The sequence below is a fragment of the Microcystis sp. LEGE 08355 genome (assembly GCF_015207185.1).
In the GTDB taxonomy this organism is placed as follows: Bacteria; Cyanobacteriota; Cyanobacteriia; order Cyanobacteriales; family Microcystaceae; genus Microcystis; species Microcystis panniformis.
The window spans coordinates 1-16,844 of the sequence record NZ_JADEXI010000035.1; the positions used below are offsets into that span (position 1 = coordinate 1).

General features: G+C 41.1%; 26 protein-coding genes and 2 pseudogenes. 6 read left to right on the forward strand and 22 right to left on the reverse strand.

What is annotated here, in order from left to right:
- Nucleotides 1–43 precede the first annotated feature (43 nt).
- From IQ242_RS03245 to IQ242_RS03255, 3 genes are all read right to left on the reverse strand, one after another.
- The gene (locus IQ242_RS03245) at nucleotides 44–766 is read right to left on the reverse strand and encodes a Stp1/IreP family PP2C-type Ser/Thr phosphatase (RefSeq protein ID WP_193959017.1); all 723 of its coding nucleotides are present in this window, start codon (nucleotides 764–766) and stop codon (nucleotides 44–46) included.
- A 44-nt stretch (nucleotides 767–810) separates the two neighbouring features.
- Nucleotides 811–2,499, reverse strand: coding sequence for an AarF/ABC1/UbiB kinase family protein (locus IQ242_RS03250; protein ID WP_193959030.1), 1,689 nt, complete (start codon nucleotides 2,497–2,499; stop codon nucleotides 811–813).
- Nucleotides 2,500–2,589: 90 nt separating this feature from the next.
- On the reverse strand, nucleotides 2,590–2,895 hold the full coding sequence (locus IQ242_RS03255) for a DUF6825 family protein (RefSeq protein WP_193959018.1): 306 nt from the start codon (nucleotides 2,893–2,895) through the stop codon (nucleotides 2,590–2,592).
- Between the two features lie 407 nt (nucleotides 2,896–3,302).
- Here IQ242_RS03255 and IQ242_RS03260 point away from each other — a divergent pair, with 407 nt between their 5' ends.
- Complete coding sequence (locus tag IQ242_RS03260; RefSeq protein ID WP_193959019.1) at nucleotides 3,303–4,526, forward strand: ABC transporter substrate-binding protein; 1,224 nt, start codon at nucleotides 3,303–3,305, stop codon at nucleotides 4,524–4,526.
- Between the two features lie 310 nt (nucleotides 4,527–4,836).
- On the opposite strand, the gene IQ242_RS03265 is transcribed toward IQ242_RS03260, so the two are convergent.
- Nucleotides 4,837–5,040 (reverse strand): Txe/YoeB family addiction module toxin, encoded by a 204-nt coding sequence (locus tag IQ242_RS03265; protein WP_193959031.1) that lies wholly within the window; start codon nucleotides 5,038–5,040, stop codon nucleotides 4,837–4,839.
- Between the two features lie 53 nt (nucleotides 5,041–5,093).
- On the reverse strand, nucleotides 5,094–5,324 hold the full coding sequence (locus tag IQ242_RS03270) for a hypothetical protein (RefSeq protein ID WP_002757161.1): 231 nt from the start codon (nucleotides 5,322–5,324) through the stop codon (nucleotides 5,094–5,096).
- Nucleotides 5,325–5,839: 515 nt separating this feature from the next.
- Between IQ242_RS03270 and IQ242_RS03275 the strand changes: the two are divergent.
- From IQ242_RS03275 to IQ242_RS03285, 3 genes and pseudogenes are all read left to right on the forward strand, one after another.
- Nucleotides 5,840–5,965 (forward strand): annotated as a pseudogene (locus tag IQ242_RS03275) (DUF4334 domain-containing protein); the annotation flags it as partial.
- 62 nt (nucleotides 5,966–6,027) lie between these two features.
- A complete protein-coding gene (locus IQ242_RS03280) occupies nucleotides 6,028–6,678 on the forward strand; it encodes an isoprenylcysteine carboxylmethyltransferase family protein (RefSeq protein ID WP_193959020.1) in 651 nt (216 codons plus the stop codon).
- 668 nt (nucleotides 6,679–7,346) lie between these two features.
- On the forward strand, nucleotides 7,347–9,158 hold the full coding sequence (locus tag IQ242_RS03285; protein WP_193959021.1) for a proline--tRNA ligase: 1,812 nt from the start codon (nucleotides 7,347–7,349) through the stop codon (nucleotides 9,156–9,158).
- Nucleotides 9,159–9,782: 624 nt separating this feature from the next.
- Here IQ242_RS03285 and IQ242_RS27005 read toward each other — a convergent pair.
- The 8 genes from IQ242_RS27005 to IQ242_RS03320 form a co-directional block, all read right to left on the reverse strand.
- The gene (locus tag IQ242_RS27005) at nucleotides 9,783–9,893 is read right to left on the reverse strand and encodes a type II toxin-antitoxin system HicA family toxin (protein ID WP_223211819.1); all 111 of its coding nucleotides are present in this window, start codon (nucleotides 9,891–9,893) and stop codon (nucleotides 9,783–9,785) included.
- Entirely contained in the window at nucleotides 9,886–10,122 is a 237-nt protein-coding gene (locus IQ242_RS03295; RefSeq protein WP_052276510.1) for a type II toxin-antitoxin system HicB family antitoxin, read from the reverse strand. The genes IQ242_RS27005 and IQ242_RS03295 overlap by 8 nt, the downstream gene beginning before the upstream one ends.
- A gap of 47 nt (nucleotides 10,123–10,169) precedes the next feature.
- Entirely contained in the window at nucleotides 10,170–10,379 is a 210-nt protein-coding gene (locus IQ242_RS03300) for a type II toxin-antitoxin system HicB family antitoxin (RefSeq protein ID WP_193959022.1), read from the reverse strand.
- Between the two features lie 151 nt (nucleotides 10,380–10,530).
- Nucleotides 10,531–10,860 (reverse strand): type II toxin-antitoxin system mRNA interferase toxin, RelE/StbE family, encoded by a 330-nt coding sequence (locus IQ242_RS03305; RefSeq protein WP_370582947.1) that lies wholly within the window; start codon nucleotides 10,858–10,860, stop codon nucleotides 10,531–10,533.
- A complete protein-coding gene (locus IQ242_RS03310; RefSeq protein ID WP_193959023.1) occupies nucleotides 10,785–11,036 on the reverse strand; it encodes a type II toxin-antitoxin system Phd/YefM family antitoxin in 252 nt (83 codons plus the stop codon). The genes IQ242_RS03305 and IQ242_RS03310 overlap by 76 nt, the downstream gene beginning before the upstream one ends.
- Before the next feature lie 243 nt (nucleotides 11,037–11,279).
- Nucleotides 11,280–11,489, reverse strand: a complete 210-nt coding sequence (locus IQ242_RS03315; protein WP_002786743.1) for a type II toxin-antitoxin system HicB family antitoxin — start codon at nucleotides 11,487–11,489, stop codon at nucleotides 11,280–11,282.
- A complete protein-coding gene (locus IQ242_RS25750) occupies nucleotides 11,473–11,676 on the reverse strand; it encodes a DUF6516 family protein (RefSeq protein WP_228020795.1) in 204 nt (67 codons plus the stop codon). The genes IQ242_RS03315 and IQ242_RS25750 overlap by 17 nt, the downstream gene beginning before the upstream one ends.
- Before the next feature lie 301 nt (nucleotides 11,677–11,977).
- A complete protein-coding gene (locus IQ242_RS03320) occupies nucleotides 11,978–12,298 on the reverse strand; it encodes a hypothetical protein (protein WP_193959024.1) in 321 nt (106 codons plus the stop codon).
- 231 nt (nucleotides 12,299–12,529) lie between these two features.
- Between IQ242_RS03320 and IQ242_RS03325 the strand changes: the two genes are divergently transcribed.
- Nucleotides 12,530–12,751: an AbrB/MazE/SpoVT family DNA-binding domain-containing protein gene (locus IQ242_RS03325; RefSeq protein ID WP_052276508.1), complete on the forward strand. Its 222-nt coding sequence runs from the start codon at nucleotides 12,530–12,532 to the stop codon at nucleotides 12,749–12,751.
- Nucleotides 12,748–13,128, forward strand: coding sequence for a type II toxin-antitoxin system death-on-curing family toxin (locus tag IQ242_RS03330; RefSeq protein WP_193959025.1), 381 nt, complete (start codon nucleotides 12,748–12,750; stop codon nucleotides 13,126–13,128). Before IQ242_RS03325 ends, IQ242_RS03330 begins: the two co-directional genes overlap by 4 nt.
- A 149-nt stretch (nucleotides 13,129–13,277) precedes the next feature.
- On the opposite strand, the gene IQ242_RS03335 is transcribed toward IQ242_RS03330, so the two are convergent.
- From IQ242_RS03335 to IQ242_RS26650, 9 genes and pseudogenes are all read right to left on the reverse strand, one after another.
- Nucleotides 13,278–14,420, reverse strand: coding sequence for a tetratricopeptide repeat protein (locus IQ242_RS03335; protein ID WP_193959032.1), 1,143 nt, complete (start codon nucleotides 14,418–14,420; stop codon nucleotides 13,278–13,280).
- Nucleotides 14,404–14,571 carry a hypothetical protein gene (locus tag IQ242_RS03340; RefSeq protein WP_193959026.1) on the reverse strand — a complete coding sequence of 56 codons (168 nt, stop codon included), beginning with the start codon at nucleotides 14,569–14,571 and terminating at the stop codon, nucleotides 14,404–14,406. The genes IQ242_RS03335 and IQ242_RS03340 overlap by 17 nt, the downstream gene beginning before the upstream one ends.
- Before the next feature lie 264 nt (nucleotides 14,572–14,835).
- Nucleotides 14,836–15,057: a hypothetical protein gene (locus IQ242_RS25755; protein WP_228020796.1), complete on the reverse strand. Its 222-nt coding sequence runs from the start codon at nucleotides 15,055–15,057 to the stop codon at nucleotides 14,836–14,838.
- Between the two features lie 212 nt (nucleotides 15,058–15,269).
- Nucleotides 15,270–15,536 carry a type II toxin-antitoxin system RelE/ParE family toxin gene (locus tag IQ242_RS03350; RefSeq protein WP_002786734.1) on the reverse strand — a complete coding sequence of 89 codons (267 nt, stop codon included), beginning with the start codon at nucleotides 15,534–15,536 and terminating at the stop codon, nucleotides 15,270–15,272.
- Between the two features lie 3 nt (nucleotides 15,537–15,539).
- The gene (locus IQ242_RS03355; RefSeq protein WP_193959027.1) at nucleotides 15,540–15,737 is read right to left on the reverse strand and encodes a hypothetical protein; all 198 of its coding nucleotides are present in this window, start codon (nucleotides 15,735–15,737) and stop codon (nucleotides 15,540–15,542) included.
- A 171-nt stretch (nucleotides 15,738–15,908) separates the two neighbouring features.
- Nucleotides 15,909–16,178, reverse strand: a complete 270-nt coding sequence (locus tag IQ242_RS03360) for a type II toxin-antitoxin system HicB family antitoxin (RefSeq protein WP_193959028.1) — start codon at nucleotides 16,176–16,178, stop codon at nucleotides 15,909–15,911.
- A pseudogene (locus tag IQ242_RS03365) lies at nucleotides 16,175–16,366 on the reverse strand (type II toxin-antitoxin system HicA family toxin). The gene IQ242_RS03360 and the pseudogene IQ242_RS03365 overlap by 4 nt, the downstream one beginning before the upstream one ends.
- A complete protein-coding gene (locus IQ242_RS03370) occupies nucleotides 16,363–16,566 on the reverse strand; it encodes a hypothetical protein (RefSeq protein ID WP_193959029.1) in 204 nt (67 codons plus the stop codon). The pseudogene IQ242_RS03365 and the gene IQ242_RS03370 overlap by 4 nt, the downstream one beginning before the upstream one ends.
- A gap of 21 nt (nucleotides 16,567–16,587) precedes the next feature.
- Nucleotides 16,588–16,713 (reverse strand): hypothetical protein, encoded by a 126-nt coding sequence (locus IQ242_RS26650; RefSeq protein WP_255520593.1) that lies wholly within the window; start codon nucleotides 16,711–16,713, stop codon nucleotides 16,588–16,590.
- Nucleotides 16,714–16,844: the final 131 nt, after the last annotated feature.

The following is a 16,844-nucleotide window of genomic DNA, read 5'->3' on the forward strand; positions in this document are numbered from 1 at the left end:
CACCCTGCCCCCACGGGAAACTTTTTCAGTAAACCCTAGATAGTCAACAGCTGACCATGACCACGGTGATATTATCAGAACCGCCGGCTTCTTTGGCCGCTGCCACTAAATTCTCGACAATTTCCTGACAATCGGCACTGGTTTGCAAATAATCGCTAATTTCCTCGTCGGACAGTTCTTCCGTCAAACCATCACTACAGAGAATTAAACTATCGCCGGATTGCAGATCGAGGGGAGATACCGTCACTGGGGGCAAATCGCGACGACCGAGACATTGAAATAAAATATGTCGCCAAGGGTGGTTTTTCGCATCTTCTTCGGACAGATCGCCCATTTTTATCGCCCTAGCTATCCACGTATGATCTTCCGTCACCTGTTCTAATTTTTGCTCACGAAAGCGATAGAGACGGGAATCACCAATATGGGTGTACCAATAGCCATCATCTCGGACGATAGCCATGACTAGGGTTGTCCCCATGTCCTGTCTTTCGGGATTTTTCAGTTGATCTTCAATAATCTTCTCGTTAGCGGCAGTAATTGCCTCCTGCAGCAATTCCCCGGCAGCCCGGGGCGAATTCCAGTGTTCTTCTAGATGAGCTTGGATAGTTTCAGTGGCGATTTGACTAGCTTCCTGGCCTCCCGCATGACCTCCCATACCATCAGCAACGATAAAAAAGCGCCCCTCGGGGTCGATATAATAACTATCCTGATTAACCGATCGCACTACACCAGGATCGGTCATTCCTCCAAAAGAAAGATTGTTCATCGAAATTTCTGCTTTTAACACAATATTTATTATCCCGCAATCAATTACATCATGCGATCCTGACGTTCAATTTTTCGCCAGAGTCTCACAAGAGCTATCCCCGGCAGCAGGGAAATCGCCATCGGCACTAAAGTTAACCAACTAAAACCATTGACAAATAGAAGCGTCGCTGAGATAAGTAAAGCACTGACCAGTAAAGTATAGTTGGTTCCCATTTGAATCATACCCAATCGCCGCAAAAGTCGATCGGATTCGCTGGAACGCACCCGGACACGGATATCACCCCGTTCTAATTTTTCGATCGTATCATCGATGCGTCGGGGTAAACTCAGGGCGGTGCTGCTCACTTGGGCTGCTTGTCGTCCTAACTCATCGAGGATATTACTGCCATTATTTCCCGTCATATCATTTACTAATTGCAGGGCAAAAGGTTGGGCCACTTCCATAAAGTTAAATTCGGGATCGAGTCCTTTGCCTACCCCTTCCAGGGTAGAAAATGCTCGCATGACGAAGGTAAAGGTAGCGGGAAAGCGAAAAGGCTGATCGTAGGCGATTTCATAGAGATCATCGCTGATAGAGGCTACGGACTGTTCCTCAAAGGGTTTATCCATGAAGTTATCGAGCATATACTGGATCGATCGCCGCACTGCTCCCATATCACCATTAGCAGTTAATGCTCCTAAATCCACCAGAGAAGTGACCACGCGATCGGCATCTTTTTGGGCAATTCCCAAGAGAGTCTGCATTAATTTTTCGCGCACGTTGGTTTTAATTTGTCCCATCATGCCGAAATCGTAGAAAATTAAGGAGCCATCACTATCAACGGCGATATTGCCGGGGTGAGGATCCGCGTGAAAAAAGCCGTTATTGAGTAGTTGAATTAGATAGGCTTTTGCCCCTAGTTTAGCCAACAATTTGCGATCGAGTCCGGCTGCTTCTAGGGCTTCATAATGACTGATTTTGATGCCGGGGAGGTATTCTAGGGTTAAAACCCGGGGAGAGGTGTAGCGCCAATAGACTTTCGGTACTTTCACCCAATCTTCCCCGCGAAAATTACGGCGAAAAGTGTCAGCGTTACGACCTTCGTTGAGATAATCGGTTTCTTCCCAGAGAATTTTACAGCATTCTTCATAAATACCCGTCCAATCGCGACCTTTACCCCATTTGGGATGATTTTGGAAGTATTGGGCGATTTTTTTCAGGATGGTCAGATCTATACTAAATAATTTTTTCAATCCGGGCCGTTGGACTTTGACCACCACATCTTCCCCGGTCTTCAGTTGGGCCCGGTGAACTTGCCCTAAACTAGCGGCTGCTAGGGGGATGGGATCGAAGCTTTTAAAGAGTTGATTGAGGGGTTTACCGAGGGATACCTCGATAATTTTGCTGGCCTGTTCGTAGGTAAATGCGGGAACCTGATCCTGTAGTTTCGATAATTCTTCCACATATTCGAGGGGAAAAAGATCGGCCCGGGTGGAGAACAGTTGACCGACTTTAATAAAAGTTGGACCCAATTCTAGCATGGTTTCCCGAATCCAAGCGGCTTGTTTTCTGCGTCTGCTGGCGAGTTTTTCCTGGCTATAGCCACCGTTATAGCTCCATTTTTTACCGTTGAGCCAGAATTGATAAAGTACAGTCAGAACGAATCGCCAAATATCTAGACGACGACGATTGATGGAATAGTTTTCTCGATTCCAACGATAGCTATTTTTGGCGACTTGGAGGGCCGGCATTGCTGGGTTTAACTCTAGGGTAACGGGGACGGGTAGAAGGGCTGACACGCAATTTTTGGGGCTTTAAAGCGACTAAAAGAGGGTTTTTGGTTAATTCTGGTAGTTTTTGAGTTCCGAGCGCAATTGGGCGATTTCGGCCCGCATTTCGTCGATGTTTTCCTGCACATCGGCACTGGAGGAACCACTGGAGTCTGTCTCAGTATATACTCCCTTTTCCATGGCTCGCTCGGCTCTCATTTGCACTTCTTCGACGAATTGCCGCAGGTTTTCCCGTTGTTCGGCATCAAATTTGCCTAATTCGCTTAAAGCGTTGGTGAACGCATCTTCTAGCTGTTCACTGACCACTTCAGCGATCGCTCGTCCGAGGAAAAAGGCGTGAATAACGGGGTTAGTCATAATCTTAAATGGATGTTTTCGCTTGCTGGGTTTTGTGAACGGGAAAGGCGATAATAAATTCCCTAACTACTAGGTTAGGCGACAGAACCAGAAAAGGCAAATCGTTTTTCTGAAAAGGGAGGTGAGACCAAATCCGTTTTCAATAGTGTGATTAACTCTCAAGTTATGAATTGTTTCTCCCTTCTCCCCACACCCTACACCCTACACCCTACACCCTACACCCCACTCTCCTATGCCTTTTAAACAGGATTTAGTATGAGACTGGGAGGTTAATCGACAAAATTAGGGGAAAGAAAGGGCGCTAAGGGAGCAGAATCTGGTCCGATCGCGTCGAGAATTATCGCTGAAATCAACCCGATTAGCGAAATAATAGTGTCATCAACAATATCAGTCTCTGGAGAGTTAAGATGCTCAGAAAACGTTTATTAATCCCCTTAATATTATCCCTAGTCACTTTTGGTTTAGTGGTGGCCTGTAATTCCGGCACTCCCACCAGTCAAACTAACCCCAGTCCCGCAGAAAACGCCGCCACTGCTGCTATTCCCATCGGTGCAGCCTTAGCTCAAACCAGCAATCTCGCCCTATTGGGACAGGAACAGGTGATCGGTGTCAAGATGGCTGAAACATATTTTAATAAAAAGGGCGGAGTCAATGGAACACCGATTAAAGTTATTATCCAGGATGTGACCGGGGATGAACCGGGAGCGATCAACGCCATCAATACCCTCATCACCAAAGATAAGGTGGTGGGTATTCTCGGTCCGTCCCTGTCCCAACAAGCTTTTGCCGCTAGTCCGATCGCCGATCGAGCCAAAGTTCCCATTCTCGGCCCCTCTAACACGGCTAAAGGTATCCCCCAGATCGGTGAATATGTGGGTAGGGTGTCCGCTCCTGTGGCTGTGGTCGCTCCCAATGCGGTTAAAACCGCTTTAAAAATCGATCCCAAGATTAAAAAAGTGGCTGTCTTTTTTGCCCAAAATGATGCTTTTAGTAAATCGGAAACGGAAACTTTTCAAGAAACCCTGAAGAGTTTAAATCTTGATATTGTCACCGTGCAGAAATTCCAAACCACCGATACAGATTTTCAAAACCAAGCCACCGCCGCTATTAATATTAAACCGGATTTAGTGGTTATTTCTGGTTTGGTTGCTGACGGGGGCAATTTGGTCAAACAGTTGCGACAATTAGGCTATCAGGGGTTAATTATTGGTGGCAATGGTTTAAATACTTCTAATATTTTCCCGGTTTGTCAAGCTCAATGTGATGGCATTATCATTGCTCAAGCTTATAATCCGGAATTAGATAATCCTATTAATCGGGATTTTGTCGCCGCTTATACAGCAGAAAATAAAAAAGCACCGCCCCAATTTACTGCTCAAGCTTTTACGGGAATTCAAGTTTTTGTCGAGGCCTTAAAACGGGTAGATGATAAAAATAAACTCAGTACACTTTCCCTCGAACAAATTCGCCAACAATTAAATCAGGAAATTTTAGCAGGTAAGTATGTCACTGTCTTGGGAGATATTGCTTTTACTCCCGAAGGAGAAATCATTCAGGATAAATTCTCCGTGGCACAAATTAAAATGGATGCCGATGGTAAAAATGGTAAATTTACTTTTGTGAAAAATTAATAAGTAAGTGGTTCTTCTCGTTTCTACCTCGTTGCAAGGGATACCCTTGCAACGCACTTCCAACAGTATTCGATGGTGGTGTTATACTAAATCCTGTTTAAAAGGCATAGGAGAGTGGGGTTTAGGGTGTGGGGAGAAGGGAGAAACAATTCATAACTTGAGAGTTAATCACACTATTAAAAACGGATTTGGTGTTAGACAAGAATAAAAGAAAAATGTAGGTTGGTTTTCACTTTCTTCAGAAATTCTTCTTAAGTTTTCGTGTTCCCTAATTCTTGCTCTCAGCTAGTTCTGGAATTTCTGGCGATTATTAGTAGTGAAATTTACAGGAAACAATAACAATTTCTTCATCAGACACGCTATAAACTAGGCGATGTTCTTTTGTAATGCGTCGTGACCATAATCCTGATAGTTCATGTTTTAATGCTTCTGGTTTTCCTAATCCAGAAAAAGGCTCTCTTTGAACATCTTTAATCAGGCTGACAATTTTAGCGTCAACTTTTTTATCTGTGATCGCCCATTAATTAAACTCATCAAAACTTCGGGTTAGAAAGGCGACTTTCCTGATCAGTTAGCAGCATCTACATAAATATAACTATCAGGATTTTTCAGAGATTCTCTTGCCTCTTGGAGATGTTGACGGTTAGCTTCTGTGGAAAGCAGATAGTCCGTTTCATCCATTTCAGCAGCTTCTTTAATCAATAAAATCGCTTCGACAACTGTTCCTTCTGGTAAGTCGAGGGGAGGTAAACTAAGTTGACCATTTTTGATGATTGTTTGGTATTTTAGTGCATTCATATAATTTTACTATTCTTGAGATTTTATTAATTATGAGTAGGTAGGCGTTAAAAATTATCAGATGCCCCCCTTATTAAGGGGGATCCCCCCGCCTATCGGCACCCCCCTTATCAAGGGGGGCAGGGGGGATCGAACCTAAAATCCATTTTTAATTTAATTATAACCAGCTACTTAGCAGTTTCAAAGATAACTTGGCTCTTCTCGTTTCTGTATAGTCTTACCTCGTTGTAAGAGTCTCCCTTGTAAGGCTTTCCAGTGGTTCTAGCTCTTGTCTAACCGCTCAGGGGAGGGAGACACTCCTTCCCTTTTCTTCTTACAGGTAGAACCTTGTCCCGAGACAAATATAAAGATTTTATTAAACTGTATTTGTAAGTACAACTTTGGATAGGAAAGTGTGTTCATTAACAATGCGCCAGTCTTTGGTCTTAGGTAGTGCGGTGTCTTAACCCAAGCGACAAAACTGCGATCGCCGTTAACCTGACAGACCAGATTGGAAGCTTGTGCTGATGATCTAGGATTATTCGCCGATTAATGACTCTTTTCGGAAATTAGAGGACAATACCCTGCCAGTAATTATGGATTTTAACAACTTTCCCCGACCTTTCTTTTTTATTCTCAAGCGATGTCAAAGACCGGATTGAAACGTTAGTAGTTATAATTGTTTAGCACTCGATCAACAGGATTGGTTTCTACTTTGAAGAAAATGAAGATAAAACACGCGATTAATTGGCATAAATTTCTGACTTTTCTAATTATATTGGGCTTAATGGCTTTTTATAATAATTTTACCCCGCTCGCTTGGATATACCTTGCCCTACACGGAACTTACGGTCTGATGTGGCTGATCAAGGATAGATTATATCCAGATCAACAATGGGAAAAAGAAATACCGTTGGCTATGGGAATATTTACCTTTATCGTTCTCAGTTTATATTGGGCTGCCCCTTTTATTATTGTTAGCGGGAAGGTCACGGCCGCCGCCCCTTTAATATCCGCAGCCATAGCGATCAATATCATGGGGGTATTTCTCCATTACGGTAGCGATGCCCAAAAGTATTTTACCCTTAAATATAGGCAAGGATTGATCACCGAAGGTTTCTTTAGTCGTAGTCGCAATCCCAACTATTTAGGAGAGATTTTAATTTATCTGAGTTTTGCCCTGTTAGCCCAACATTGGCTCCCTTTTCTGATTTTGGGGGGATTCATCGCCGGGGTCTTCATTCCCAATATGCTTAAAAAAGACCGCTCCCTCTCCCGCTATCCTGAATTTGACGCTTACAAAGCGAAATCCGGATTGCTATTACCCAAGCTAATAAACTCCCGTCTGGATGCTCACAAATCCCCTCAGACCTAACCAAAGTTAAGGTCTTTCTCTTCAACCGCAGGGTGCGCTATTAAGTTTCATTTAGGGGGAGCATCTCATTTATGCAAGTGAGTAATTATACTTGTCCCTAAAACTGGTTTCTAGCAAGGCTTTTAAAATAGCTTGACATAAAACCTGATTTAGGGGTTACAAAGGTGAGATGCTCCCCATTTAGGGGGTATTACCTCACCCACTTTGACAGAAGGGAGTTATGGTCGGTTAAGCGTCAAAACATCGAGGCTTTTCCTTGATCCCAGTAATGTAAACTTTGATTAAGAGAAAGACTTCTAGCTCCGATCCGATGTTATATTAATAATTGAAGCTAAAGAAAAAAGCTTCCCTGACAGATCGACTGGCAAGGTTATAAAGGTCAAGTTCACAAAGGAGTAAACCCTGTTAAAGTTACATTCTGTCTCGATAACGACGATAACAGCGATCGACCTGAACGCTCATATTTCCTAGAGTAGAGAACAAGGGAGTTAGGCAATTGGAACTAGAGTTCAATGCGTCTCCAACCAGTCTCAAGTTGTGAGGGGAAATACCTGAGAATCGGTAAACTGATCGCTGTTATTGTTTGTCAACACAAGTAATTGATCATTGCAGTCGCTCTCCTTTGATGAGATAATAGAAAGTCTTCTGTTCAAAAGGATATCGATAGGATGCGACTCTCTCAACAGCTTTTTGTCACCCTCCGGGAAGACCCGGCCGAGGCGGAAATACCCAGTCATAAATGCTTGGTGCGTGCCGGTTACATTCGTCGCATTGGCAGCGGTATTTACGCCTATTTACCCCTGATGTGGCGGGTTTTGCAGAAAGTCTCCCAGATAGTCCGGGAAGAAATGAATAAAGCCGGCGCCCAAGAATGTTTACTTCCCCAACTGCAACCGGCGGAACTCTGGCAAGAATCAGGCCGTTGGGACACCTACACAAAAGCAGAAGGGATTATGTTTGCCCTGACGGACAGGCAAAACCGGGAGTTAGGATTAGGACCGACTCACGAAGAAGTAATTACTGCCGTCGCTCGTGATTTAATTCGTTCCTATCGACAATTACCGGTTAATTTATATCAGATTCAAACTAAATTTCGCGATGAAATTCGCCCTCGTTTTGGTTTAATGCGGGGACGAGAATTTATTATGAAAGATGCCTATTCTTTCAATCTCGACGAGGAATGTTTAAAGAAAACCTATCAAGCGATGGATATAGCTTACCGCAATATTTTCCGCCGTTGTGGGTTAGCTTTTCGGGCAGTAGAAGCCGATTCTGGAGCGATTGGCGGTTCCGCATCCCAAGAATTTATGGTCTTAGCTGATGCTGGAGAAGATGAGGTTTTATTTACCGCCGATGAAAAGTATGCGGCTAATCTGGAAAAAGCCGTTTCTTTGCCGGCCGATAAAGTGGCTTCTCCCTTTAAAAAGTTTACTAAAAAAGAGACTCCTAACACCAACACGATCGAAAGTTTAGCTAAATTTCTCGATTGTTCCGCCACCGCTATCGTCAAGAATGTTCTCTACGAAGTGGTTTATGATAGCGGCATAACTGTTTTAGTTTTGGTGAGCATTCGCGGCGATCAAGAGGTTAACGAAGTTAAACTACAAAATGAATTAGTTAGACAGGCGAGCCATTACAATGCTAAAACAATTTTGGCTTTAAAAATACCCGATGCTGCCGCTCAACAGAAATGGGCAACTAAACCTTTACCTTTGGGTTATATTGCTCCCGACTTAGAAGATAATTTGCTCAAAAAAGCCAGCGATATAGCTCCTAAGTTTTTACGCATAGCAGACAACACGGTGACAGACTTAGAAGACTTTATTACCGGTGCTAATGAAACCGGGTTTCATGTAGTGGGAGCCAATTGGGGTCAAGATTTTATCTTACCGGAATTAATCGTCGATCTACGCAAAGCCAGGGTAGGCGATCGAGCTATTCATGATCCTAATCAAACCTTGCAAAGTGCTAGAGGAATTGAAGTCGGTCATATCTTCCAATTGGGCTATAAATATTCTCAAGCTATGAATGCTTTTTATACTAATGAAGCGGGAGAATCTACCCCCATTTGTATGGGTTGTTATGGCATAGGAGTATCGCGTTTAGCCCAGGCAGCCGTAGAACAATCCTACGATAAAGATGGCATTATTTGGCCCGTAGCTATTGCCCCTTATCAAGCGATTGTGGTTATTCCCAATTTAGCTGATGCCGAGCAGGTAAAAACCGCCGAAAGTTTATACAATGAGTTAAATCAAGCCGGCATTGAAACCCTTTTAGATGACCGGGGTGAACGTGCGGGAGTTAAGTTCAAAGATGCGGATTTAATTGGGATTCCCTATCGCATTGTCACGGGTAAATCTCTCAAATCGGGTAAGGTGGAATTAGTCGAAAGAGCCAGTAAAAAAGCGTCAGAAGTAGCAATTAATGAGGTGGTTTCCTATTTAAAAACTGCTATTTCAAAGGTAAATGCTTCTGATTAAGTGATTAAATATACAGATAATTTTGCTTGTTTATGGGTCTGATGAGCGAAGATGGCTGGTTTAAGGCATCAAAAACTGTTCCCTGTTGCCACTCAAAGACTTTTTCAGCATTACTCTTTGAGTTTTGGGGGATTTTTCTCTAAAGCAGCTAATAAGTAGGGAGGCACAATTATTTGTAGGATGGGTTAGCGGTAGCGTAACATGAGCGGGGGTTGGGTTTCATGCTTCAACCGTTCGGCAAAAGCTCACGGCCGAAGCCCAACCTACGTTCATCTTATATTTAATTCTACCCACCTACTTAGGGCTGGCTGAATAATGGTAAAACCTTTTTAAAATAAGGCTTTTGACCTGTTAAAATCCGATGTTGGTGCCAGAATATAGGATTGGGACATTCAAAAACTTGGCATTATTCTTTTTATAGTACAAAACTGGCACAAAAAAAAGAAGGGCAACAAAGCCTGAAACGACCGACTCCTAACCCCACCAACAAACTTTTTCAGCAAACCCTAACTAAGACTTGCTCCAGTGGAATATGAGTCAGAAAAAATGTTTTTCCTTCCGAATCTCGCAAAGCTTCTAGATAGGTATCAATTCCTCGCGGTTCGGGCTAATTTTCAACATCTGCTAAATGCAAAGCAATTTAATGTGACTTCCTCGTTGACTGTGAATAGTAAAGCCAAATCGAGCGAGAATTTTGATCACGTCTTTGCCTGATAGTTGTTTCAGTTTAGGCATATTCAGGCTGTAACTCAACCGTAATCTGTAGAGAAGGTTTGGCAACTAGACCAAACTCACTAGGCTCTTCTCCTTCTAAATATAATAAGACAGCTTCTTTGAGATTATTAACCACCTCATCTAAGGTATTTCCCTGGGTCACAACCGAAATTTCCGCGCATTCGGCTACATATTCTTGTTGTTCACCAGAATAAATAATTGCCGTAATTTTTGAACTTAATTCAGCCATAATTGCTCAGATAAAATTCGTTTTGAGTGTAATATAGTATATTTTGTCTATGGGGAAATAGCCTGAAAAATTGGGAGAGATTTGTCTCGTGCAGTGTAGTCTTCGATAAGCAGTTCTAGGACTTCAAGGGCATTTTGTAGGGCTGCATTGTAGGTTTCACCATGGGTATGAGCATAGGGGCTAAATTCAGGTAGATGGGCGATAAATTTGTTGTATTGTTGTGACCATTGAATAAAAATACCATAGTGATAATTCATGGGTTGTCTCCTTGATTTAATTTTGCTAGTTCCTGAAGTGCATTTCTTACGTCCTTTTCCTGGTAGCGATCATCATCACTACTATCTTTGCCTGACAGGGGCAAGCTATATTCTAAACGGGGATGACTTCAGGCGTTATGACCGCTCTTACCTAATCTCCATAGTGTGTTTTGGTACGAATAATCAGAATAGTTTGATCGTCTTCATAAATTTCATAAAGCAGACGATCTTTTCTATTTAGGCGATAGGAATACAAGCCTTCTAAATCGCCTTTTAAGGATTTGCCAATATAGGGATTAATTGCAATTATGTTAGTTAAAATTTCTTGAAGTTTGACTTTTTGTTTTTGGGTGAGTTCGTCGGTATCTTTTCGCGCTTGTTTAGAAAAGACAATTGTGTAGGTTGTTATCCAAATACTTGTTCCATTATGATGGTTTCTCCTGCGGCATATTCTCGTCGTGCTGATGCAATATGTTGTAATAGTTTGGAATCTTGCATGAGTTCGGAGGTTTCAGCTAAGGATTCCCATTCTTCTTGAGTGATGAGAATATAACTGCGATTTTCACGAACGATCACTACTCCATCGGGTTCTTTTTCAGTGCGATCGCAGAGTTCTTCTAGGTTGGCTTTAGCGTAATCAACGGTGACTTGATACATAAATCGCTTACGGTTTGTGGGGATTACTCTTATAATAAAGCAAAAATTGCTTCTTGGCTGACATTTTTATTATTTATTTTGGGCTTTTTGGTTCTGATCGAGAAGAAGGCGATATAACAACTTCAGTAATGATTTAAGCCGTAACTTGCATAATGTTTATTTTGGCTTTTCCGAGATCATGGTGTAAAATGTTCTATGAACGTTTAAATACTAGGAGATATTACTGAACTGAGAATATTTGGGCTATGCGGAAATAGCCTGGAGAGGTGGGAGAGATTTGTCTCGTGCAGTGTAGTCTTCGATAAGTATATATAGAACTTCAAGGGCATTTTGTAGGGCTGCATGGTAGGTTTCACCATGGGTATGAGCATAGGGGACAAATTCAGGGAGATGGGCGATAAATTTGTTGTCTTCTTCTGACCATTGAATAAAAATACTATAGTGATAATTCATTGTTAATATCCTCAATTTCTTGAAAAACTTCTTCTAAAAAAGGAGCTTTTGAGCTTACTATATTATCTTCATGTCGATCATGCTTATGATGAGGAAATGAAGGAAAATTAAGTTTTTGATGATGAGGATCATTATCATAACGGAAAATTAAATCACCTTTTTGATTGATATAAGTAGGTAGGCACAATTATTTGTAGGATGGGTTAGCGGTAGCGTAACATAATCGGGCGTTGGGTTTCATGCTTCAACCCAACCTACGTTCATTTTATATTTAATTCCACCCACCTACTTAGTGGTAAGAATATTTGCCTCGGTTTATGCTGAGCTCTACTTCGACAAATTCTCGAATATAGAGCCGAGAGCCGTCAATAAAGGTAATATTTCCTCTAATAAAACCGAGACTCTCTGTCCGTTTTTCTGTGTCAAGTTCAAAAGTTTGGATCATGGATGAGTTTGTGAGAAGTTTTCTAATTCTCTCAAAGTAAGTCTCAATCAACAAATTCAATCTCCTTAATGATGGCTATTTTTTGCTGTATTTTGTCAAGCATCCATGATTCTCCTAACCATTCATCAAAATCTTCACTGTGTTGTAATTTATCGTTGGTAAACAAGCTAATAAACTGCTCTGTTGACCATTGATATTGAGTTTCAAATTCTTTTAAGCGTGTTTGAGTTTTTTGTAATCCGCTTTCTAAGTCCCGTAGCCGATTATTCAGATCGGTTTTAATCATTGCTTTAAGGGATTCTGGTTGACTGGAGCGCAGTTTAATCAGGTTTGTGGTGTTTGATTCTAGCGGTTGGGTTTGCATGGTGATTTTTTCTTGTCAGTGTTAATTTAGAGTAAAAAATTATTGCCACTCCATTGGGTTCTTTTGAGGTTTATTTTGGCTTTTCCGAGATCATGGTGTAAAATGTTCTATGAACGTTTAAACAGTGGAAGATATTACTAAACTGGTGCTTATCTTTAATTGTACTGCTTCTTATTGCAACTGTTGTTGCGCTAGTGACGCAGCGACTACAAACAACGATGAGGTAAAAAAATGAAGCTCAAAATCTGCAAAATCGGCAACTCATTAGGAGCCTCTTTCCCCAAAGAAGTTCTCGACAAACTCCAGGTGGGAGAAGGAGATACGATATACGTCACCGAAACGCCAGACGGGGTACAGTTAACCACCTACGACCCAGAATTCGAGCAAATTATGAAAGCAGCTTCTCAAGTTACCCGCCGCTATCGCAACGCCCTGCGGGAATTGGCCAAGTGAGCGAAATCATCTGGATTAGTGAACAAGCAGCCAGAGCAATTCACCACCAGCAACTCGCTCTCTTTGGCGGAGCCGAAGGCATCCTCGACCTAGGAAAACTCTCCAGCGCCCTCGCCAGACCTCGCCATCTCCACACTTACAACCCCGATGTCAGCCTGTACCAATTAGCCGCCGCTTATTGCTGGGGACTGGCAAAAAATCACCCCTTTGTGGACGGCAACAAGCGCACCGCTTTCGTCGTCATGGCGACTTTTCTCCAAGTTAATAGCATTGAGTTAATCGCTCCAGAAGCCGAGGTGGTGGCAACTATGCTGGCGGTGGCGGCTGGCGAGATGTCCGAAGAAGAACTTAGTGCTTGGCTTCAAGGCATAAATTGAATAAAGTGGAGGATTTCTGGAAGTAAATAAGAACGAAACAAAATAATACTCCCGTATCGCATAAAATCACAATTCTAAGTCTTGCTTGCGATATTTTTCTAGTAGTTGCTGTTTGATGTTCATGTTTTTTATTCTTCCTTTAAAAAAAGCTAATTTTGTCTTAGGTTACGCAACATTTCCACTATTTCGGGGGGAAAGCGTTGGCTTAATTCCTCATCAGGAAGTTGAGAAAGCATCAGATTATAATTATTTTTTACTGTTTGAGTGTTGGGGTGATTTTCTCCTAATTTTTCCGAACAAATAGCAATCGCTCTTTGATAGAGAGATTCTGCTTCTGTGTATTTCCCTTGAGACTGATAAAGATCCGCCAGATTGTTGAGACTGTTGGCCACATGAGGATGCTCTGCTCCTAATTGCTTTTCCCGAATCCCCAGCGAGTGCAAAAAGAGAGGTTCGGCTTCTGCGTATTTCCCTTGAGCGCAATAAAGATTCGCCAGATTGTTGAGACTGTTGGCCACAGCAGGATGCTCTTTTCCTAATAGCTTTTCCCGAATCGCCAGCGAGCGTAAAAAGAGAGGTTCTGCTTCTGTGTATCTCCCTTGATCTTGATAAAGACTCGCCAGATTGTTGAGATTAGAAGCAACACTAGGATTATTGCCACTAAATAACTCTTCATGGATTTTTAATCCTTGTAAAAATAGAGATTCTGCTTGAGCAAAATCGCCTTGATATTGATAAGAAATACCTAAATTGCTCAAAGCATTGGCTTTTGATTTTTTATCACCAATTTGCTGGGCAATTTCTAATTGTTTTTGAAAATATTCAATTGCTTGCTGATATTGTCCTAAAGACTGATAAGTAATCCCCAGATTTCCGAAAGCATTTGCTAGGGCAAGAATATCGCCGATCTCCTGAGCAATTGCTAATTGTTCTTGAAGATGTGCAATTGCTTCTTGATACTGCCCTAAAGACTGATAAGCCGCTCCCAAATTACCTAAAGTATTCGCCAGCGAATACCGATCATTGGTTTCTCTAATAATTACTAATTGTTGCTGAAGATATTGTACTGCTTCTCTATATTGACCCCAAGATTGATAAATCATTGCTAACCGGCCAAGAGCAAAAATCTCAGATTGTTTATCACCAATATCCTGAGCTTTTTTAAAGAGCTTTTGATAGATTTTAGGATTATGTTTTTTGGGCGTAATCTGATCAAAGTTCTCAAGATTTAACTCTGTTTCATAATTACTAGCCTGAGCCGAATTAGTTTGATTTTTATGAATCTGAATCATCATTATCCTCCAATAAATTTAAAAATTGCTCAAATTGTGATTCTGCGGATTGAATTGCCTGAATCCATTCTGATAATTCTTTAACTGTTATATTAACTTTCCCCTTTTGTTGACGAGTATTTCCCTTAAGTTCGTAGAAAATTGCTCTCAATTTACATAGACTTCCAATGCTGTAATCAAGATTAGAAAGAGAAGTCGAAATAGACTTGGAACTCTCACTCGTTGTATCTAATTTAGCAGGGTTTTGTTTAACCTGCTCCCCTACAGGCGGCTGTAGTCAATAATTATTAATTTGTTTATCAATATTAATATCCCGATTAGCAAAGTTAAGAATTTTTTCTAAGTCAGTAAACTGATTAATAACGTAAGGATTAGATTCATTTTCCTTAACCACTTGTTCTGCAACTTTTTGTATTTATGGATCTTCCAGTAAAGTCGCCATTACCTCAATGGTTTCAGATAACAAAGCAGGATTTTGATTAGCCGATTGCAACTTTTTTAAAGTATCAGGAGACTTCGCTCCGATTAAATTTATCAGTTTTTCAAGGGAACCATCTAAGACAAGCTCCCCCACACGAGCCAACGCTCCCCCTAAAATAATCGTGACTCCTGTAGCCAATAGCGTTAAAGGTTCCATGATACAACACCTTGCTAGTAAATGGCACTTAATTAATTGTTAGATAGTGTAACAGGCTTCTGGTTCTTGTGTTTTATCTTTAATAAGATTATAGCCTGTGAAATAACAAAATGCCTACCCCGTGGAACAGGCTTCTAGTTCTTGTACCTGATCTTTGATAAGATTAACGTATAACCTTTAATTCTAGTTTGCTTGAGTTTGTCGTTCATGGCTTAGGGAAAATAACGGTACATTTCTTTACGGTGTAAAACTCGGACAAAAGCAATCATATTCTCCTCAACATAAATACCTATGCGGTAATCTCCTATTCTTATCCGATAGTAACTAGGGGGGCCTTCAATAGCTTTGATATTTCTTAACTCAGCTAGATTATTGGCCGCTTCTACCTCCACAATGACAGCTTCAATTCGTTGTCGTAGCTTACGATCCTTGATAGCACCTAAATCTCGAAAAAAAAGGCGACGAAATTCAACTTGCATGATTTACTCTGCTAATAAAGAAAAAATTTCTTCTCGACTGACATTTTCATCATGAAGACCTTCTTCTATTGCCTTGGCTAGAGCAATATCCTCTATTACTTCATAAATTACATCTGTTAAAGTTTCCCGTTCTTGCAATAATAATTCATGCAAAATCTCTTTAACAATAGGCTTGAGTGCTTGGGCTTGATCTTCTAACATTTTTGTCTCCTAATCTGTGTTTTATCTTTAATAAGATTATAGCCTATAAACTGGCAAAATACCTACCCCGTGGAACAGGCTTCTGGTTTCTGTACTTGATCTTTGATCAGATTAAAGTAAAAGCTTTAATTCCAGTTTGCTAAAGTTTGTCGTTCATTTTCCTTAATAAAACTAAGATTTAATTAACACTTGATCTATGGGAATATGAGTTAGAAAAAATGCTTCTCCTTCCGAATCTCGCCAAGCTTCTAAATAGGAATCAATCCCTCGTGGTTGGGGCAAGTTTTCAACATCTGCCAAATGCAAAGCCAAAGCCGATCGCATTTGCTCCGTTGTTTCTTCTAGAGTCACACCTGTTGCTACACACCCCAATACATCGGGTGAATAAGCTGAAAATCCCGTCTCACTTTTTTCGAGAACAATTAGATATTTGTCGATCATTTTAACCCTGCTTGTTTAAGAATACTAGCTAAAGTTCCTTTACGAACATCATCACTTAATTTGCCAGCAACAGTCACCTTTCACCTTTTTGTTGGATGCTCATATTGGCGATGACTACCGACTGTATTAACGAGAAACCAGCCATCTTTTTCTAATAATTTAATGACATCCCGAATCTTCGTAGTCATAAACTTACTCGATGTAACCAAAAAATTTCTTCTCGACTGACATTTTCATCATCAAGACCTTCTTCTATTGCTTTGGCTAGAACCATATCCTCTATCATTTCATAAATTACATCTGTTAAAGTTTCCCGTTTCTGCAATAATAACTCATGCAGAACCTCTTTAACAATAGGCTTGAGTGCTTGGGTTTGATCTTCTAACATTTTTCTCTCCTAATCAATCTTTTAGTTAATTTTAATAGTTGCTTTTTCTGTAACTCTTACCCCTGTTGTACCAACTTGTTCTGTTTTAGTCTTTGTTTTTCGTTTTACCGGTTGCTCAATTTCAGCATCTATTTCTCCCGCTTCCAAGTTATCTAAACCAATTTGGCTGATTCTCCCTGCTTAAATTTCCTGTCCCCAAATTCGTAACTCTTCAGCAAAAAGAGAATCTTCGTCTAAAATCACATCCAAATTTTTAGTGATAGTTTCAATGGCCGTAC

What these genes read in the sequence shown, in the direction of transcription:
- IQ242_RS03355 (WP_193959027.1), bottom strand. Translation starts at nt 15,737, where the DNA reads ATGTTAGAAGATCAAGCCCAAGCACTCAAGCCTATTGTTAAAGAGATT.
- IQ242_RS03335 (WP_193959032.1), bottom strand. Translation starts at nt 14,420, where the DNA reads ATGATTCAGATTCATAAAAATCAAACTAATTCGGCTCAGGCTAGTAAT.
- IQ242_RS03370 (WP_193959029.1), bottom strand. Translation starts at nt 16,566, where the DNA reads ATGTTAGAAGATCAAACCCAAGCACTCAAGCCTATTGTTAAAGAGGTT.
- IQ242_RS03245 (WP_193959017.1), bottom strand. Translation starts at nt 766, where the DNA reads ATGAACAATCTTTCTTTTGGAGGAATGACCGATCCTGGTGTAGTGCGA.
- IQ242_RS03295 (WP_052276510.1), bottom strand. Translation starts at nt 10,122, where the DNA reads ATGGCTGAATTAAGTTCAAAAATTACGGCAATTATTTATTCTGGTGAA.
- IQ242_RS03255 (WP_193959018.1), bottom strand. Translation starts at nt 2,895, where the DNA reads ATGACTAACCCCGTTATTCACGCCTTTTTCCTCGGACGAGCGATCGCT.
- IQ242_RS03260 (WP_193959019.1), top strand. Translation starts at nt 3,303, where the DNA reads ATGCTCAGAAAACGTTTATTAATCCCCTTAATATTATCCCTAGTCACT.
- IQ242_RS03360 (WP_193959028.1), bottom strand. Translation starts at nt 16,178, where the DNA reads ATGATCGACAAATATCTAATTGTTCTCGAAAAAAGTGAGACGGGATTT.
- IQ242_RS03310 (WP_193959023.1), bottom strand. Translation starts at nt 11,036, where the DNA reads ATGTATCAAGTCACCGTTGATTACGCTAAAGCCAACCTAGAAGAACTC.
- IQ242_RS27005 (WP_223211819.1), bottom strand. Translation starts at nt 9,893, where the DNA reads ATGCCTAAACTGAAACAACTATCAGGCAAAGACGTGATCAAAATTCTC.
- IQ242_RS03300 (WP_193959022.1), bottom strand. Translation starts at nt 10,379, where the DNA reads ATGAATTATCACTATGGTATTTTTATTCAATGGTCACAACAATACAAC.
- IQ242_RS03250 (WP_193959030.1), bottom strand. Translation starts at nt 2,499, where the DNA reads ATGCCGGCCCTCCAAGTCGCCAAAAATAGCTATCGTTGGAATCGAGAA.
- IQ242_RS03320 (WP_193959024.1), bottom strand. Translation starts at nt 12,298, where the DNA reads ATGCAAACCCAACCGCTAGAATCAAACACCACAAACCTGATTAAACTG.
- IQ242_RS03315 (WP_002786743.1), bottom strand. Translation starts at nt 11,489, where the DNA reads ATGAATTATCACTATAGTATTTTTATTCAATGGTCAGAAGAAGACAAC.
- IQ242_RS03270 (WP_002757161.1), bottom strand. Translation starts at nt 5,324, where the DNA reads ATGAATGCACTAAAATACCAAACAATCATCAAAAATGGTCAACTTAGT.
- IQ242_RS03280 (WP_193959020.1), top strand. Translation starts at nt 6,028, where the DNA reads ATGAAGATAAAACACGCGATTAATTGGCATAAATTTCTGACTTTTCTA.
- IQ242_RS03325 (WP_052276508.1), top strand. Translation starts at nt 12,530, where the DNA reads ATGAAGCTCAAAATCTGCAAAATCGGCAACTCATTAGGAGCCTCTTTC.
- IQ242_RS25755 (WP_228020796.1), bottom strand. Translation starts at nt 15,057, where the DNA reads ATGGAACCTTTAACGCTATTGGCTACAGGAGTCACGATTATTTTAGGG.
- IQ242_RS03350 (WP_002786734.1), bottom strand. Translation starts at nt 15,536, where the DNA reads ATGCAAGTTGAATTTCGTCGCCTTTTTTTTCGAGATTTAGGTGCTATC.
- IQ242_RS03285 (WP_193959021.1), top strand. Translation starts at nt 7,347, where the DNA reads ATGCGACTCTCTCAACAGCTTTTTGTCACCCTCCGGGAAGACCCGGCC.